The sequence below is a fragment of the Psychrobacter cibarius genome (genome assembly GCF_016107535.1).
GTDB lineage: Bacteria > Pseudomonadota > Gammaproteobacteria > Pseudomonadales > Moraxellaceae > Psychrobacter > Psychrobacter cibarius.
Window position 1 is genome coordinate 12,792 of record NZ_JABASQ010000017.1, and the last position, 17,116, is coordinate 29,907.

Sequence of the window (17,116 nt, forward strand, 5' to 3'; positions counted from 1 at the left end):
TAAAACGAGTATTTACCACGACAAAACACCATTAAAACTACGACTCAGATTTTTGAGACGAGTCTAGCAACCAAAGCATATTGCAGTGCTTATGTTGAGTAATTAGAAATGATCTGTCTGACTCTTGTTGGTCTTCTTTGGCTAAGTCAATGAATAACGATAAGCTGATGAATGGCTTCAACCAATTATTCAATGGCATATAATGCCCTAAATTATGCTCATTTACTAGAGCGCCTTGTGCTATAAATGCTTCAAGAAAGCTCATATACGTTGATAAGTCATAAGGCTGATTTAATGGATTAATGTCAGACATGGCGGTAATGGATATATCTGTTATAGAAACATTAGTCTTGTTTTTTTCTTTGCTGTTGATGTCAGACGATTTTTTTGCGGGCTTTACTATCTGTTTATCGGTGGTTTTTAGCGTGGTCGTATCGGTCGGCGACAGTGAAAGCATATTGTCTATTAATAGGTTTTTGATAGTCGTTAAATGATTCAAATAGCGACGATTATCACTCAAAAGCTCAGTGCGATGAGCTGTACCTATCTCCGTTAATAAAATACGGGTACTAGCGTCAATATTGAGTAGCTCTTGAGTCGCTTGATTCGAGAATAGCAACAGCGCACCCGCCTCAGTTGGAATGACATTGGTCATTTGCTTAGCATACAAATGAGTGTCCAACCATTCTTCACTTATCTGTGAATCTGCAATGAGAATTAAGCAAAGATCCGGCGCAGTTGATTTAGATAAAGGCAGTAGATGTCTATTGATGAAATCTGTAGGTGTGGCAATGGCGGTATTGTTAGCGCTATTATCTGCTACGGTGTTTGAGGCGTCAGTGCTGTCAGTTATGATGGTCGTAATAGCAAGACGTGTATCAAGAATACCGTAAGTTGCTAACTGTTCTTTTATGGTCGCGATCAAAAATGCTGAATCGGCGCTGGCAGGTAAGCATAAATAGATAGGAAGATTGGTTAAATGACCAGCAGAGGCTGCTGTCATTTTGTCATCACTGTTATTTTTACTGCTGTTATTTTCACTACTTACTTCGTTGGCACTCACCAAATAATGTTGCTGCCATTCGGGATGAATATGAATGGCTGCGTTGGACTGAGTCGTATCTTGTTGGTGATGTTGGTAAAAGTATTCGGCAAGGCTAGACAGCATCTCCTCGCTCAAGACTAGCTGCTCATAAATTAATGCCTGTAAACGCAAGGTAGTATCATTTAACGCGGCTTTACGTTCGGTAAATCTCTCATCATCGAGATGGCTGTCTAAACTATTGTCTAAATCACTGTTCGAATCTAAATAATGGTCTGAATAGCTGTCGTCAAACTCTGAATCTGCTGAATAGGCATCAGAGATATTAGGATATGGTAGGGCGGCTGCATCAGGGAGTCTTGCAATCGGTTTGACCAACATTGGCATACCATCAATATCTGTCAAATCCTCGCTCAATACGGTTAGGTCTGCATCATTGTCCACCACTTCAGACCAACAGTCTCCTTCTGGTAGGCAGACACGGCTATAGATAAATAACGGATAAGTATTGGGCGGCTTAATAGCGTCTGTTTTATCTGCTGTTCCATCAAGTATCTCTGGTGAATCGGTTGTTTGTTTATCCAGTTTTTTTTGCCACCATGAGAGCGCCATGATAGAGCCAAGAAACAATAAAGGGATGGTAACAAACCATAGCAATAAGCCAGATGAGGTCAGCTGTCGCGCATTGTCTTTAAAGTACATCCAGACCAAAATGAGATACAACACCAAAATCATGACTAAAATAGATCGTCCGTATGACAGTATTTTTTTTGCGCCCACTTATTTAAACTCCCTATTTGTTGGGTTGTTCTTATGATTATTACCATGTAGACAAGCTTTGCGATTCAAATTTTATGATATCTATAAGCTTATTTTTACTATACTAGTTAACTTTATTTGTCTTTTTTATGATTCGATTGTAATGATAGGAATCGCTTTGAAAACGTTGTTAAACTATAAAATCGATAACCAGTGAGGGTTTTAGGAATTATTAAGTAAATTTTTATAATGAAATGGTATTTTTAAGCTGTCTATAAATAAGCTAATGGATAGCAATAAATAAAAATTAGTGTAATTAAGTTAGCTTTGTTTTAAAAGGAGATGATTTGTCTATATAATACTGACGAAATCGTAATTATCAACGCCTGTTTATTGTTATTTTGTTTTTATCGTCTCAACTGTCGCTGACTCTTGCCTATGATTTACTTGACTGTATCGGTCTTTACATTGCTCTCTATCCTCATGATGGTCATGCTTTTTGATCGGCAGCTATGTGGGCGACTATTAGATAAAGTAATGGTGTTTTTTCATCGATTGTCTAGCCTAAAATTCAAGCGTCCATCGATAAAGACACCAAAAAAGGCATTTCATTATCGTATCAAGCAGTTTATTCGTTTTATTTCAGATATAGATGTTTCTCGTATTCCAGTGATATCGGCATTGTCTTTTTTGATTGTCATGGCAACGGTTGGATTGTGTTATGCCCTGATTACCAATCATTCTCTGGAGGTTTATCATGCCAACGATACCGTGGCTAGCACGACAAATTTGCAAATCAGTCAACTACTTATAGGAGAGCGTCTGCGTCCGCCGTCGCCTCCGCCAGAGGAGCTGTTTGCTGAACTAGAAGCTGAGATTGCAAGCTACCAAGCTGACAAGACAGAGGAAGGGTATTGGCCAAATAATCAGACAAATATACCTCAGATTGATAGACCGCTAATGCTCCCTGAGCCTGATTTGTCTGACTTAAACACGCAAGATCATAGCACTGGCTATTCAGGTGACATGTTGGCTGCACATCTAAGCAATGGTCATATCAATATCAAAAATGCTGACCGTAATTGGCAAAAAATGAACTCAAATTTTGTTCAACGGCTGTTGACTGTGTATAAAGTAATGAGTGACCAATATGGCTATGACATGGTGCTGTTAGAAGGCTATCGTAGCCCTGCAAGGCAAGCAAGACTATTGAAAAAAGGCACTCATGTAACGAAGGCAGGATCATACAAGAGCTATCATCAGTTTGGTTTGGCGGGCGATAGCGCCTTTATCAGAAATGGTAAAATTGTCATAAGCGAAAAGGATCCTTGGGCAATGCGAGGCTATAAATTATATGGTAAAGTAGCCAAATCTGCCGGACTTGTGTGGGGTGGTGATTGGCGTATGATGGATCTTGGGCATGTCGAGCTGCGCAAAAAAGGCGTACTCGGTCGCCCAGAAATGGCTGAGATTTTGACCAGTCAATAATGATAATAAAAAGCTAAGGTAAACCGAAAGTATGAATAAATGTATGACATTGCCAGTATCATTAATCGCCGCTACTTGCTTGCTAAGTGGTGCGATCGCAGGATGCAGCACTGATAAATTGAGCAAGTCAAATGACAAGGTATCAGCATTGGCAGGCGAGCCTCCTACTATAGATGCCATGAGCCATATCGTTAATAATGGCAAAAATAGTGCTGATTTGCAAAGCTTAAAAGCACAGCTAGAACTGCAGCAACAGCAGCTAGCGACCATGAGTGCTGAGCAGCAAGCATTGCAAGAAAAAATGAAGCGTCAGCAGATTACCCTAAATATCAAACCCACCACTAATGCCAATGCAGGTCGTACCAAAGTAGGCACAGCAAGTACTGCCTATATCGCATTTTTGGAGGAGGAGAGTCAGTTTACGGATATTGAAGCGCTGGCTGCCAAAGAGATCAGTATTATCCCAAATCGTGAGAGCAGTCTGACCGTGAACATTCCACAAGACGCACGCTTTATCGCTATTAAAGTGGGGCTGAGATATACCAAAAAGCGCTCACAGTTTCTTATCCCACTTGCCAGTCTCAATTTTGATACGCCACTGGCGATCAATATTGGTGGATGCGATGTCAGCATTACTGAGGGTGTTGACCCAGCACTGGCACCTACATTTACCACCAAACTTAAATATTATCAGCAGCCACTAGTCAGCTGTTCTTAGGAGATTGTCTTGAGTAAACACAGGGTATTATGGGGAGAAGGGTTGTTTTTGCGACCCCAACATTTTCAGATTCAAGACACTTATCATGACTCGCAACGAGCTTTGAGTATGATGCTGGTGCATCCTTATGCTTATGGCGTATCTGATGTTCAGATTGATAAGCAACTTTTGGAAAGCAATTTACTAAGCTTTCAAAGTATTTATGCGGTATTGCCAGATGGCACGATATATCATGCGCCTCGTACCGACACCTTACCGAAAGCCATTACCTTAGATACCCAAGACAATGGCGATGAAGTTTTCGTATTTTTGAGTTTAGAGATTGTCCATAGTGGCGGCAGCAATATACAGACGGATCGTAGTGACAACCCAACACGCTATGTAAGGGGCGCTATTGAGGCACAAGATCTATATAGCCAAGCGGCTGAAGCAGTCATTGATGTGATTAAACTGTCGCCAAGTTTACAATTAAGCCATTCTGCGCAAGCGCCTAGCCAAGATACCGTGTCATTATTGGTAGCCAAGCTCGTGCGTACCACTCAAGGCGTCTATCAAGTCGATGATGATTATATCGTCCCAAGTGTGCATATTACGAGTAACCCTGCGCTTATTGGTCACGTATATCGTTTGATGACGATGATTAATACCAAGTCTACGTCACTGTATGACCATCATCGTCAGTCAAACAATGACTTACTGGAATTTCGCTCCTCAGATATTGCCTCTTTTTGGCTATTGCATACGCTAAATACCGCATACTCTCAGCTCAGTCATCTATATAATAATGCCAAACTACATCCAGAACGCCTTTATGAAGCATTATTAAATGTCGCCAGCCAATTGGCTACTTTTAGCTCATTATATAAGGTGGGCGACTTACCTTCTTATCATCACGATAATGCCAATGACTCATTTGTCAGTATCATTTTAATCATTCGTGAGCTACTCAATACCGTCATTGCCAGTAACTTTATCTCGATTCCATTGCGTCAGAATAAGCCATCTTATTATACAGGCGAGCTAAGTAGTGACAAGATCACGCGTGGCTCACAGCTGTATCTGTCTGTTAGCTCATCATTGCCGATGCACGAGCTCATCGATATCGTACCACGCCGATTTAAAATTGCGACGCCTGACTCAGTAGAGAAACGTGTCTTATCAGCGCTGCCAGGCTCTTCTATTTCACATGTCAGCCAAGTACCCAGTGCGATACCAGTGAGACCAGGCTTTAGCTATTTCACCATCGAACCGGTAGGCGAGCTATATGACGAAATGCTCAAATCTGAATCTATCTGTATTTATGTGCCAAATGGCTTTGATGATTTAAAAATAGAGCTGATGGCTATCGTACAGTAGTTCTTTTTGTCTCTAGAGGTGCTGAGGTTGCAAGATGAGTATGCAAGATGAGTATGCACTAGGGCGCGTGCTCATTTTGAGGACACGCCCTCAATAGTATTTGAAATAATAAGCATTAGGAATAATCATGTCAGGGAATAATTCAATGGGTTCTGCACCTTCGTTGTTAGATTCAGGCGAGGTGGCTTCAAAGGTCTCAGCAACTGGTCTAGATAAGCGTATCAGTAGTCAGTCGCTGGTAGACATCATGTATGACGGCTTTTACTTAGTGTTTTTATTGCGTAATCATTATTTCAGTACAGAGCCGCGACAATTTCGTCAAAAAATATATGATTTTTTAGACAAGTTCGAGATGAATGCGCGCAAAAAAGGATTTCTTTCAGAAGATATCCATGAAGCTAAGTATGCGTATTGTGCATTGATTGATGAGACCATCATGACCTCGCAAGAGCCCGAGTTTCAAACTCTCAAAGATGCTTGGGAGCTAAATCCTTTGCAGTTGGATTTATTTGGCTCACAAATTGCTGGTAATGAGTTCTTCGAGCGTTTAGATGGGCTACGCGAGCAAGGAGAGAGGCGTCTGCCTGCTCTGGAGGTCTATCACTATGCGATGCTACTTGGCTTTCAAGGGAAGTATCGTTTAGAAGCGCCAGAGAAAATTCGTTATCTTATCTCACGCTTAGGGGATGAAATTGAGCATCTACGGGGTAATAAGAACGAGTTTTCGCCTTTTTGGGCGATACCCGACCAAATCAAACACACGCTCACGAGCGAAACGCCACTATGGGTCATACTCACAGTCATGGCAGTGTTGTTAACCGCGATATTTGCGACCATGTGGCAGTTTACCAATAGTTTCTCTAATGAGCAGCTGTCAGCATACGACAATGTGATTCAAGAAAACAAAGAGCAAGCTCATATCTCAATTTTCCTACCTTAATTATTTTCCTTACTTTAAATGCTAACTTTTTTAACAGTTTTTATTTCAGCTGCGTATGTTGTGCTGAAATAGAAACCGTTAGGACAGCCCCGATTGTTATATTGTTGGCTACTTATTTTTCTACTGAGTTTTATATAAATTTCTTCATGCCAATAAAAATAGCAGCTATAAAAAAACCCTCATCAAATAGATGAGGGTTTTGGCAAATGCCATAATTGAATTAAAGATAATTCAAGAAATTTACAACTAAAATGTGGCTCTCCAACCTGGGCTCGAACCAGGGACACACGGATTAACAGTCCGTTGCTCTACCAACTGAGCTATTGGAGAATAAGCTGCAAGTGTTTAAAACCTTACAACGAGCCTTAGAAGTCTCTAATGAGTTCTTGCTAAGTGGGGCGTATTCTAGCAAAAATAAAAAATACGTCAAGCCTTTTTTGCATAATTATCAAAGATAATTATTTTAATAAGGGGATAAGGCGTTTTTCGAGGTTTTTTGCCAAAAAAACTCCCAATTGTGAGATAAATAAGAAAGACGCCACATAGAGGATAGGTGGCGTCTTCGTTTATAAGCGCATGTTTAAGCACATACTTAAGCGTAGTAATTTTAAGACAGTGGCTGTTTAGTCTTTATTCAGCAATGTCTAACTCAGCCACCGCTTTTTCGATACGTGATAAGGCATCTTTTAGCGTTGCTTCATCAGTTGCGTAAGAGATGCGCATATAGCCACCAAGTCCAAAGGCGTCACCAGGCACCACTGCGACGCCAACTTTCTCTAACAACCATGCTGAAAATTCAGTACATGATGACAGACCAGCGGCTTTGATGAGTGGTTTGATGTCAGGATATACGTAGAAAGCGCCATCAGGACGCAGGCAAGTAATACCTTTAATCGCGTTCAAACCATCAACGACTAGATCACAACGCTTTTCAAAGGCTTCTACCATCGGCGTAAGTACATTTTGATCACCACTGATAGCGGCTTCGGCAGCAACTTGGCTGATCGATGTTGGGCATGAGGTTGACTGTGATTGTACTTTTTTCATCGCTCCAATCAGCTTGGCAGGGCCACCAGCGTAACCAATACGCCAGCCAGTCATCGCATATGCTTTTGACACGCCATTTAAAATAATCGCCCGCTCTTTTAGCTCAGGTGCTGCATTCAGAATATTGTAGAACTTATCGCCCGTCCAGCGGATGTGCTCATACATGTCATCTGACACAACATAAATTTGTGGGTGCTTTTTCAGCACGTCAGCGATGGCTTTTAGCTCATCCAACGTGTAAATCATACCGGTTGGGTTAGAGGGGCTGTTTAGTACCAGCATTTTAGTTTTGTCAGTGATGGCGTCTTCTAATTGCTCAGCGGTGATTTTGAAATCTTGCTCAGCAGGGCATTTGACGATGATTGGCACACCTTCTGCAATGATGACCATGTCGGGATAGCTGACCCAGTAAGGTGCTGGAATGATGACTTCATCACCTGGATTGATAAAGGCTTGCGCAAGGTTAAAAAATGACTGTTTACCACCGACCGATACTAGGATTTCATTGGGCTCATAGCTGATGTTATTATCACGTTTGAACTTCTCAATGATGGCTTTTTTGAGCTCTGGCGTACCATCGACAGCGGTGTATTTGGTAAAACCGTCATTAATGGCATCGATTGCTGCTTTTTTGATGTGCTCTGGCGTATCAAAATCAGGTTCACCTGCACCCAGCCCGATAATGTCTTTACCAGCTGCTTTTAGCTCTTTGGCTTTATTGGTAATCGCTAGCGTAGGCGATGGCTTGATGTTGTTGACGCGGTCAGAGAGTTGCAATTCGCTCATGAGAGATCCTTTTTATAGTGGAGTGGGATTGGTGAAGCACTATCATTAATTGTATAACGTTTGAGATGTCATTAGGACACGATATCAGGCAGTTTCAAAAACTGTCGCAAGGGAAGTTGATTTTTGAAAATAAATAACCGTTAATAAAGACAAGCGCTTTTAACAGGTTGGATATTTTCATGATAAATACGCTGACTAATCAGCCATTTAATGTAAAGCTATTTTTGATTTTTAGTATTGTAGCATGCCGCAATTACGCTGTCTTATAGGGCTAGTAACATAAAACGACAGACCTAAGAGCAATTTTTCCAGTGCGTGAGAGTAGACAGGTTCAGTCAATTAAGAGACGCATTGATTGCGAAACCACAACAATAAATCGATAGCCTTGCGCTATGATTGTTTAGATTTAATAAATAAAATGGATGATACCTTAATAAAAAAAGGTTAATGCCGTCAGCTGACTAAAGGTGGTAAGCAAGTATTTGACACCTGAATGCATGGTAAGTTTTGTGCTATCAGCACACATAAAAGGACGTTTACGATGACTGACTCTACTAAGAAATTACATATACTTATTACTGGCGCGACGTCTGGTATTGGCAATCAATTGGCAAAAGACTATCTACTAGACGGTCATCATGTCTATGCCGTTGGTCGAGACGATAGGGCATTGGCTGCGCTTGAGTCATTAGGCGCAGAAACGGTTGACTTAGATCTCATGGATCGGGATAAAGTTATCGATGCTTTTGAAAAAATTGAAGAGGTTGATTTGGCGATTTGTGGCGCTGGCATGTGCGAATATTTGGACATGCCAAACTTCGATAGCGCCTCTTTTATGAAAGTGATGTCGGTAAATATGGGTACGTTGTCACATGCTATCGAAGGGATATTGCCAAAACTAATCGCCTCAAAAGGTCGCTTGGTGGGCATTGGTTCAGCATCTGCTTATGTGCCATTTGCTCGTGCCGAAGCTTATGGAAGCTCAAAGGCTGCCATCCATTACCTAATGAAAACTTTGCAGATTAGCCTTGCACCGCATGATGTGTCGGTAAGTTTGGTCGTGCCTGGTTTTGTCGAGACGCCAATGACTAAGCAAAACGATTTTCCCATGCCCTTTATCCAAACAACAGCGCAGGCAAGCAAAGCTATTCGTGATGGTATCGCGAGTGGCCACGATGTGATTGAATTTCCCAAAAAGCTCACTTTACCGTTAAAGGTGTTGGGTACGTTGCCAGATTTGGTGTGGCAGCAAGTCAGTGAAAAAATTAATAAAAAATAGTTTATATTGAAAAATTGCAAAAAATAAATTACTAAAAATATGGAAAGGAACGCATCAATGCTGTTTAACCACCGTAAACGTAAGAACCTAGAGACAGTCTCTCATGAAGCCAGCAGCCTCTCAAAGCAGACGACTAACGCTCAAGCTAAAAAACGTATTGCTATCATTGGCTCAGGTGTATCAGGATTGACTTGCGCTCATTATCTGGTGGCGCAACATGAAGTGACAGTGTTCGAGGCTAATGATTATATTGGCGGCCATGTAAATACCATCGATGTGTCGCTACAAGACGGCAAAAAAGCAAAGAGCAGCAATGTGGAAAACAGTGCCATAGATACTGGCTTTATCGTCTTCAATGAGCGTACTTATCCCAATTTCTTTCGTCTACTGCATGAGCTGCAAGTGCCGTTTCAATCAACTGACATGAGCTTTTCGGTAAAGAATACAGCGCGCCATTTTGAATACAATGGTCACACGCTCAATACTTTATTATCGCAGCGTAAGAATGCCTTCAATCCAAAGTTTTGGCAATTTATCAAAGATATTTTACAATTCAATAAACATATCAAGCAGCTACGCCAAGACTACGAAATGGCACGTGCTAACGGGCAAGATGTTAGTATTTTTACTGAGCAAACGCTGGGCAACTATCTCACAGAAAAAAGCTATGGCAAGCTGTTTATAGACAACTATCTGCTGCCAATGGTTTCTGCCATTTGGTCAACCAGTCTGCATGAAGTACAAGACTTCCCACTGGTGTTTTTTGCACAGTTCTTTGACAATCATGGCTTGCTCGATGTGGTTAATCGTCCGCAGTGGTTTACGATCAAAGGTGGCTCAAAACAGTACGTCAATAAGTTGATTCCACGCTTCATCAAAGCGGGCGGTAAGGTGAGAGTAAACAGTCCCGTACAGTCTGTGGTTCGCGATGGTGAGCAAGTATTATTGACGGTTCAAAATAAAGGTGTTACTGATAATAATATCGAAAGCTTGAACGAAAAATTGGTATTTGACGAAGTTATCTTTGCTTGTCATGCAGACACCGCGCTCAAAATTTTAACAGACGCCAGTAAGGATGAATATGAGGTACTCAGTCATTTTCGCTTTACCAAAAATACCGCCGTATTGCATACCGATATCAGTGTCCTACCGAACAAGCCATTGGCATGGGCCAGCTGGAATTATCTGATAGATGAGAATCTCGTAAATAAAACTGCGCGACAATCAGGACAATCAGCTGCTGAAAACCATACTAAAAAAGCACAAACATCAGCAAAACCAGTGCTGACTTATCACATGAATATTCTGCAACGCCTGACCAAAAAGCACAATTATTTGGTTACGCTGAATCCAGAAACCGCTCATGAAAATGTTGATGATAAGCACGTCATCAAGCGCATCGACTATAGCCATCCTGTGTTTGATAAAGCGATGATTAAGGCGCAAAGCAAATGGTCGAGTATCTCTGGTAACGGCATGCACACACATTTTTGCGGTGCCTATTGGTTTAATGGTTTTCATGAAGATGGTGTACGTAGCGGTCTACGTGTCTGCCAGGCACTTGGCCATGATATTGCCATAAAAGACGAGGTTGATCCGACTCATCTGCCTGATGCCGAGAGCGCACATACGCCGTTTCGTTATAAGGACCTACCGGTAAAGGCAGATACCAAATTGCGCACACTTAATAAGCGTGAGGTGGTCACGGCGCTCACCAATCAAGAGCTGATTGAGTACATTGAACGTTTACAATCGCCTGTTAAAAGTGATGAACCAAAGCGAAAGCGTCGCTTATTCGGTCGTCATAACGTGCAGTGATTTTGGCCGTGAGATCAACGAACACTATTGAAGAGAATGCTATGTCTATTGAAACCGACACGCCTAATAAGCTGTTACCCCATCAGTTGTTTCATGGGACGACTTGGCACAGTCGGTTACTGCCAAGTGTACATAAATTTGCGTATCCATATCGTTATTGGGGCATCAATATCAGCGCATTGACTAAAGGGCTGGAGCTTCCTGAAATAAGTACAGGTATTAGTAGCAGAAATAAGCTTTTAAAAAAGTTGCTTTCAAAAGGACGGCTGGTCAAAGGATTGCCATTATTTTCAGCAAAGAAAAAAGCCTTGCAGCAGTTTTGTCCTGATGATTACTTACAAAGTCTACCTTTACAAAAGTCAAATAGCCTAAGTAATTTATCAATAAGTGATAAGCATGATAATTGCCGTTCAAATTCTGTTCAGACACTTAATCATCGCTTAAACCAAGCGTTTACTGAGCAAACGGGTAGTGCGCCAACAGGCGATATTATTGGGATGCTCGTTTGCCGCAATGCAGGCATATATTTTAGTCCAGTCAATTTTTATTTAGGTTTCGATGAGCAGCAGATACCATCCCATTTATTGGCTGAAGTCTCTAATACACCGTGGGATAAGCGCCATTATTATGGGTTTACACTCAATGGCGGGAATACTGAATTTTGTCATAATAAAGATTTTCATGTCTCACCTTTTAACCCGATCGATCAGCTATATCGTTGGCAAGTTAAGGTAAAAAAGCAGCCGGATAATTGCTTGCAAGTTCGTATTGCTATCGATATCAGCGATGAGCGCGGTGAGGTATTAAAAACGGGTATAAAAATGGCTGGCGTTCCAATGACCGCCACAACGATTCGCAACAGTTTGCGAAAAAGTCCGCTAATGAACATGACCTCTGTAACCCGTATTTATTGGCATGCTTTCAAGCTTTATGCGATTAAAAAAGTGCCTTATATTCATTATGATGAAAAACTGGCCGATAGCCAACAGAACAAAGCACCGACTCCAAAAGATATTCTTTGATAGTTGAAGGGCTAACGATCAGCCAAAGAAATTTATCAGCTTAACGCTTAAGCATAGAGCATTTAAACAAGGATGAATATACGATGTCAGCACGACCAACCGACCGAGCACCCGTTTCGACATTAGGAAAATTGACCGCACAGATGAGTAAGGTCGTCAATGAGCGCGCCATTTTTCAGCCCGTCAGTGCTGGAATGAATCAATTGGCAAGAAAACTCATCTTCCGCGCATTAGCGCATATCCAGTTTGGCAGCCTGACTATAGTCGAAGCATTCGATGAGCAAGCACCTAATACCGTCAGCTTCGGTAAAGTATCCGATAGTGTCGCGAGCAGTTCGGCAGTGGGTCGCCATTCACTACACGTCACCTTGATGATTCATGATCCTACTGTCTATCGGCAGTTGTTGCTTGGCGGCTCTATTGCGCTAGCAGACAGCTATATCAATGGTGAGTGGGATACGGACGATTTGACTGGGCTGATTCGGTTGGCAGCGCGTAACTTGGTGGTATTGAATAAGTTAGAAAATCGTTTTGCAGGTGTGAGTAAGGCGTTTGAAAAAGCGAAGCATCGGCTACGCAGTAATGATCAGTCTGGTGCCAAGTCCAATATTTTAGCGCATTATGATTTGGGCAATGATATGTATCAGCGTTTTTTGGACGATACGATGATGTATTCAGCAGCAGTCTATTGTACGCCTGATGTATCACTGAGCGCAGCGCAGCAGCATAAACTGGCGCTCATTTGCCAGCGATTACAATTGACGCCTGATGATCATGTGATAGAAATTGGCACAGGGTGGGGCGGTTTTGCTATTTATGCCGCCACACATTATGGCTGTCACATAACGACGACGACCATCTCTGATGCCCAGTATGATGAGGCGCAGCGCCGAGTCGATGCGGCAGGACTGTCTGATAACATTACCCTGCTGAAGCAAGACTATCGTGAGCTGACAGGGCAGTACGACAAGCTAGTCAGTATCGAGATGATTGAAGCCGTTGGGCACGAGTACTTACCGACGTTTTTTGCCAAATGTAATAGCTTACTCAAACCCACAGGGCTGATGGTGCTGCAAGCGATCACCTTTAACGATCAAAACTACCAAGATTATGTTAATTCAGTCGATTTTATCCAGACGCACATTTTCCCTGGTGGTTGTTTGCTCTCCAATCAAGAGCTAAATACACAGTTTACGGAACAAACCGACATGGTCATCAAGCAGCTACATGATTACGGTTTTGACTATGCTCATACCTTGCGTGATTGGCGTGCGGCGTTCATGGCACAGCGTGAAGAAATTAAGGGGCTTGGTTATGATGATGCCTTTATTCGCTTGTGGGATTTTTACTTTTGCTATTGTGAAGGTGGGTTTTTAGAGCGCACCATCGGCGTGGTACAGTTGACCGCAGTGAAGCCAGACAATATTGATGTGATGCATTTCTCTGATTTGTCTTCTCATGATACTCTCACCGATGAGCAAAGCAGCCGCCTGATTCACGATATTATGAATTTTGATGAAAGCGGTAATGCCAACAACGGTGATGGCCAAGACGCCTCCAAACGAAACATAGCGTCTTAACAAGTTGCGTTTCAACAGGTAGTGTCTTAACAAGCGATGCTGGATACAAGCAGTTATGGAAACAAGCTGGGATTAAAAAACGCTAATTAAAAGGATGTGGTTATGGGTTATGTATTTATATATCTGGCTGCTGTGCTTATATTTTTGGGTATTGACGCAGTTTGGCTCAAGACTATGACTGGCTTATTTTATGAAAAGCGTATCGGGCATCTGCTTGCCGATGAGCCAAACATGATTGCTGCTGGCGTGTTCTATATGTTTTATCTACTGGCTCTCTGTGTCTTGATTTTATATCCACAAATCAAAGCAGGCGCTTCGATTGGTCATATATTCTTGCTTGGTGGCTTAATAGGGCTGATGGCCTACGGTACTTATGACTTTACCAGTTTAGCGTTGTACAAAGGTTTTACACTGGATACAGCGTTGGTTGATTTTGCTTGGGGTGGTATCTTGACAGGTTCAGTGAGCGCCATTGTTGCTTGGCTTGCTTATCGTTTTCATTGGTTGAGCTAAAGTTAAATAGCTTAAGATTTACATAACCTAGACCATTCAATGACAGAGTGCCGTTTGTGCTCTCTTGTGAGCTGCTGTATAAATGATACTTACTATCAACACGCCCTAAATCATTCAAGGATTTTTATGCCGCAATACAATACCAGCTCGACTGCCAAAAAAGCCCCATTAAATCATGAGCTATATATGTCGATACTCATGACGCCTGATATGGCGAATTTTATTGGCAATGTGCATGGTGGTGATTTGCTTAAGATGCTAGATCAAGTCGCTTACGCTTGCGCCAGTCGCTATAGCGGCAATTATGTGGTGACGCTGTCTGTCGACCAAGTGATGTTTCGTGAGCCTATATATGTTGGCGAATTGGTTACCTTTGCGGCAAGTGTCAACTATGTAGGGAATACTTCGATGGAGATTGGCATTCGTGTCGAATCAGAAGACGTTCGAGCCCGCACTGTACGCCATACCAACAGCTGCTATTTTACGATGGTCGCTATCGATGATAATGGCAAGCCCACACCTGCGCCGCCACTTGATATCAAAAATCCCATGCAGCAATGCCGCGCTGATGCCGCACTAGAGCGTAAAAACCTGCGTCTGGAAAGTTCACATCGACCCAGTTGTGATATCGGGGATATGGTTGGTGAGCTGGCTAATCTTCATGATCGTTAAGAGGAATAGACCCTGTATAGTCAGTTAAAATGCTTTCAATATACGGTCTATTGATCTGGTTAAATATATACATATCTGCGTTCAAAAAGCCTATATCGAGATTATTATGAGCTTAAAACCATCGGAAGCCGAGTCACACGCTCCTATTTCTCATCAGCCAGCGCCGCATAATAGTCGTGCTCGAGGCGCTGGTAAGCTCATTACAGCCGCCACTTCTGATGGTAATTCTCATTCTGTATTAGACGATTCTGCTCAGTCAGCAACCAATCAAGACCAGCAACATTCCGCTTCATTGGTAACGGTATTAATTGCCGTTGGAGCCAACATTATCATTGCGATTGCCAAAACGGTAGCAGCATTTATGACGGGCTCTGCTTCTATGATCGCAGAGTCAGCGCATTCGTGGGCAGATGCAGGTAACGGTACTTTATTAATTGTCGCTGAGAAAAAGGCGATCAAACCTGCTGATGAAAGCCATCCCCTTGGCTATGGCAAAGAAGCTTATGTCTGGTCGATGATAGCCGCTTTTGGTGTCTTTATGGCAGGTTCCATTGTCTCCATTTATACTGGTATCACCGAGTGGAATGCTGCGGAAAGCGAGACCAACTATACCATCGGTTTCATTGTATTGGCGATTGCGTTTGTGCTCGAAGGGTTTTCATTAGGGCAAGCTTACTTACAAAGTAAAAAGCATGGTGAAGCGATAAATGTCAGCGCCATTGGCTATGTGGTCGATACGTCAAACCCAACTTTACGTGGTGTATTCTTTGAAGACTTGGCAGCTGTCATTGGCTTGGTTGTCGCTGCTGCTGCCATGGGTATGCATGCTTATACGGGACAGCCGTTTTGGGATGCGCTCGGCTCTATCATTGTCGGAATATTATTGGGTGCGGTAGCCATCTTTTTAATTAGCCGTAACCGTGACTTTTTGGTCGGTTATAAAGTATCAGAGAGGATACATGGCTATGCATTGACCGAGTTACTCAATCATCCAGATATCGATAGTGTGTCGTACTTGCATTTGGAGTGGGTGGGACCCAAAAAGATATTTATGGTGGCGGCAGTCGATATCGCTGGCAATCAAAAAGAAAAGGAGATTGCCCAAAAATTCGAAATTATTGAAAGTCAGTTCCGTGCCAATCCTTTATTTCAGGAAGCTATCCTGACATTATCTGTACCTAATGCTGAAACTTTGAGCTTACCCAATAGTTATAATCAAGATGCCTGATAAAGAGAAACTAATATGAAACTAAGTCTTCAGTCTGCTATAGAGAGCCCTGTTGGGCGTTCAATCATGGTTCGCTCATTAAGTATGGCCGTTATCACTATTAGCGCAGTAGCCAGTCTGACTCAAGCACAGGCTGAGCTGGTAATTCATAATGAGCCTGCTCAACAGCAAAGCGTAAGTATCAATAGAATAAGTGCGAATAGCGCTTCTATTAACAATACCGCTTTTATGAATAATAATATCTCCCCAACAGATACGTCTATCGTTAAGCTGATGGAAGTGATGCACATTGATGAGCAAATAGAATCTATCGTTAACGGGCAACAAGCGGCTATCGATGCTATCAATGTACAAACGCAAAATCGTACTGAGTCAGTAGGTGATGGTAACTTAAATAAACGCCAACAGGCGCTACAAGAGCAGATTCAAAAAGTGCTGGGTCAATATGCCAAGATAATGACCAATACTATCGGCGATACCACTGACAGGCAGACGTTGACGCAAGCTTATATCAGCGCAGCGAAGACTTACTATACGCAAGCGGAAGTTGATGCTCAAATTGATTTTTATGATACGGTGATGGGTCAAAGTATCTTATCGAAACAGCCACAGATTACAGCGGCATTTCTAAAGCAATCTTTGCCTGAGGATACCAGTGAGACAGAGGCGCAGCTGGATGAGATTTTACCGCAGATGCAACAAATAATCCAAGGTGTTTTTTAACTGATAACTGACAATTTAGCTACTTTAAAGCCCGTTTCTGAGCGCGAATCTTAAAGTTATTACACATACATTAGTACACACAAAAAAGGTCACTATAAAAGTGACCTTTTTTGCTGATATAGACTGTCTTATTGATATGTCTGGT

Annotated in this window: 14 protein-coding genes and 1 tRNA gene; 12 read left to right on the forward strand and 3 right to left on the reverse strand. The window is 42.2% G+C overall.

The window, feature by feature from the left end; all coding sequences use genetic code 11:
• Positions 1 to 37: 37 nt before the first annotated feature.
• Positions 38 to 1,822 (reverse strand): hypothetical protein, encoded by a 1,785-nt coding sequence (locus JFC08_RS09980; RefSeq protein ID WP_198330580.1) that lies wholly within the window; start codon positions 1,820 to 1,822, stop codon positions 38 to 40.
• Positions 1,823 to 2,239: 417 nt separating this feature from the next.
• Here JFC08_RS09980 and JFC08_RS09985 point away from each other — a divergent pair, with 417 nt between their 5' ends.
• The 4 genes from JFC08_RS09985 to icmH all read left to right on the forward strand — a co-directional run bounded on the left by JFC08_RS09985 (position 2,240) and on the right by icmH (position 6,303).
• On the forward strand, positions 2,240 to 3,289 hold the full coding sequence (locus JFC08_RS09985) for a M15 family metallopeptidase (RefSeq protein ID WP_227697725.1): 1,050 nt from the start codon (positions 2,240 to 2,242) through the stop codon (positions 3,287 to 3,289).
• 31 nt (positions 3,290 to 3,320) lie between these two features.
• A complete protein-coding gene (locus tag JFC08_RS09990; RefSeq protein WP_198330581.1) occupies positions 3,321 to 4,007 on the forward strand; it encodes a hypothetical protein in 687 nt (228 codons plus the stop codon).
• A gap of 9 nt (positions 4,008 to 4,016) precedes the next feature.
• Complete coding sequence (tssK, locus tag JFC08_RS09995) at positions 4,017 to 5,363, forward strand: type VI secretion system baseplate subunit TssK (protein WP_198330582.1); 1,347 nt, start codon at positions 4,017 to 4,019, stop codon at positions 5,361 to 5,363.
• 127 nt (positions 5,364 to 5,490) lie between these two features.
• Entirely contained in the window at positions 5,491 to 6,303 is an 813-nt protein-coding gene (icmH, locus tag JFC08_RS10000) for a type IVB secretion system protein IcmH/DotU (protein ID WP_060491495.1), read from the forward strand.
• Between the two features lie 254 nt (positions 6,304 to 6,557).
• Here the strand turns inward: icmH and JFC08_RS10005 are convergent.
• Both JFC08_RS10005 and JFC08_RS10010 read right to left on the reverse strand, forming a co-directional pair.
• Positions 6,558 to 6,633 (reverse strand) — tRNA-Asn (locus tag JFC08_RS10005).
• A 300-nt stretch (positions 6,634 to 6,933) separates the two neighbouring features.
• Positions 6,934 to 8,136 (reverse strand): pyridoxal phosphate-dependent aminotransferase, encoded by a 1,203-nt coding sequence (locus JFC08_RS10010; protein WP_198330583.1) that lies wholly within the window; start codon positions 8,134 to 8,136, stop codon positions 6,934 to 6,936.
• Positions 8,137 to 8,677: 541 nt separating this feature from the next.
• On the opposite strand from JFC08_RS10010, the gene JFC08_RS10015 reads away from it, so the two are divergent.
• The 8 genes from JFC08_RS10015 to JFC08_RS10050 all read left to right on the forward strand — a co-directional run bounded on the left by JFC08_RS10015 (position 8,678) and on the right by JFC08_RS10050 (position 16,971).
• Positions 8,678 to 9,415, forward strand: a complete 738-nt coding sequence (locus JFC08_RS10015; protein ID WP_198330584.1) for an SDR family NAD(P)-dependent oxidoreductase — start codon at positions 8,678 to 8,680, stop codon at positions 9,413 to 9,415.
• 57 nt (positions 9,416 to 9,472) lie between these two features.
• On the forward strand, positions 9,473 to 11,233 hold the full coding sequence (locus JFC08_RS10020; protein WP_198330585.1) for an NAD(P)/FAD-dependent oxidoreductase: 1,761 nt from the start codon (positions 9,473 to 9,475) through the stop codon (positions 11,231 to 11,233).
• Positions 11,234 to 11,274: 41 nt separating this feature from the next.
• Complete coding sequence (locus tag JFC08_RS10025) at positions 11,275 to 12,255, forward strand: DUF1365 domain-containing protein (protein WP_198330586.1); 981 nt, start codon at positions 11,275 to 11,277, stop codon at positions 12,253 to 12,255.
• 83 nt (positions 12,256 to 12,338) lie between these two features.
• Positions 12,339 to 13,835 (forward strand): SAM-dependent methyltransferase, encoded by a 1,497-nt coding sequence (locus tag JFC08_RS10030; protein WP_198330587.1) that lies wholly within the window; start codon positions 12,339 to 12,341, stop codon positions 13,833 to 13,835.
• 102 nt (positions 13,836 to 13,937) lie between these two features.
• Complete coding sequence (locus JFC08_RS10035; protein WP_060491490.1) at positions 13,938 to 14,348, forward strand: DUF2177 family protein; 411 nt, start codon at positions 13,938 to 13,940, stop codon at positions 14,346 to 14,348.
• A 126-nt stretch (positions 14,349 to 14,474) separates the two neighbouring features.
• The gene (locus tag JFC08_RS10040; protein WP_198330588.1) at positions 14,475 to 15,020 is read left to right on the forward strand and encodes an acyl-CoA thioesterase; all 546 of its coding nucleotides are present in this window, start codon (positions 14,475 to 14,477) and stop codon (positions 15,018 to 15,020) included.
• Positions 15,021 to 15,126: 106 nt separating this feature from the next.
• Entirely contained in the window at positions 15,127 to 16,248 is a 1,122-nt protein-coding gene (locus JFC08_RS10045) for a cation diffusion facilitator family transporter (RefSeq protein ID WP_198330589.1), read from the forward strand.
• A 15-nt stretch (positions 16,249 to 16,263) separates the two neighbouring features.
• Complete coding sequence (locus JFC08_RS10050; RefSeq protein ID WP_198330590.1) at positions 16,264 to 16,971, forward strand: DUF2059 domain-containing protein; 708 nt, start codon at positions 16,264 to 16,266, stop codon at positions 16,969 to 16,971.
• The last annotated feature ends 145 nt before the right edge of the window (positions 16,972 to 17,116 follow it).

Coding starts and splice junctions, on each gene's coding strand:
- JFC08_RS09985 (WP_227697725.1), top strand. CDS start 2,240: ATGATTTACTTGACTGTATCGGTCTTTACATTGCTCTCTATCCTCATG.
- JFC08_RS09990 (WP_198330581.1), top strand. CDS start 3,321: ATGAATAAATGTATGACATTGCCAGTATCATTAATCGCCGCTACTTGC.
- icmH (WP_060491495.1), top strand. CDS start 5,491: ATGTCAGGGAATAATTCAATGGGTTCTGCACCTTCGTTGTTAGATTCA.
- JFC08_RS10010 (WP_198330583.1), bottom strand. CDS start 8,136: ATGAGCGAATTGCAACTCTCTGACCGCGTCAACAACATCAAGCCATCG.
- JFC08_RS10015 (WP_198330584.1), top strand. CDS start 8,678: ATGACTGACTCTACTAAGAAATTACATATACTTATTACTGGCGCGACG.
- JFC08_RS10020 (WP_198330585.1), top strand. CDS start 9,473: ATGCTGTTTAACCACCGTAAACGTAAGAACCTAGAGACAGTCTCTCAT.
- JFC08_RS10025 (WP_198330586.1), top strand. CDS start 11,275: ATGTCTATTGAAACCGACACGCCTAATAAGCTGTTACCCCATCAGTTG.
- JFC08_RS10030 (WP_198330587.1), top strand. CDS start 12,339: ATGTCAGCACGACCAACCGACCGAGCACCCGTTTCGACATTAGGAAAA.
- JFC08_RS10035 (WP_060491490.1), top strand. CDS start 13,938: ATGGGTTATGTATTTATATATCTGGCTGCTGTGCTTATATTTTTGGGT.
- JFC08_RS10040 (WP_198330588.1), top strand. CDS start 14,475: ATGCCGCAATACAATACCAGCTCGACTGCCAAAAAAGCCCCATTAAAT.
- JFC08_RS10045 (WP_198330589.1), top strand. CDS start 15,127: ATGAGCTTAAAACCATCGGAAGCCGAGTCACACGCTCCTATTTCTCAT.
- JFC08_RS10050 (WP_198330590.1), top strand. CDS start 16,264: ATGAAACTAAGTCTTCAGTCTGCTATAGAGAGCCCTGTTGGGCGTTCA.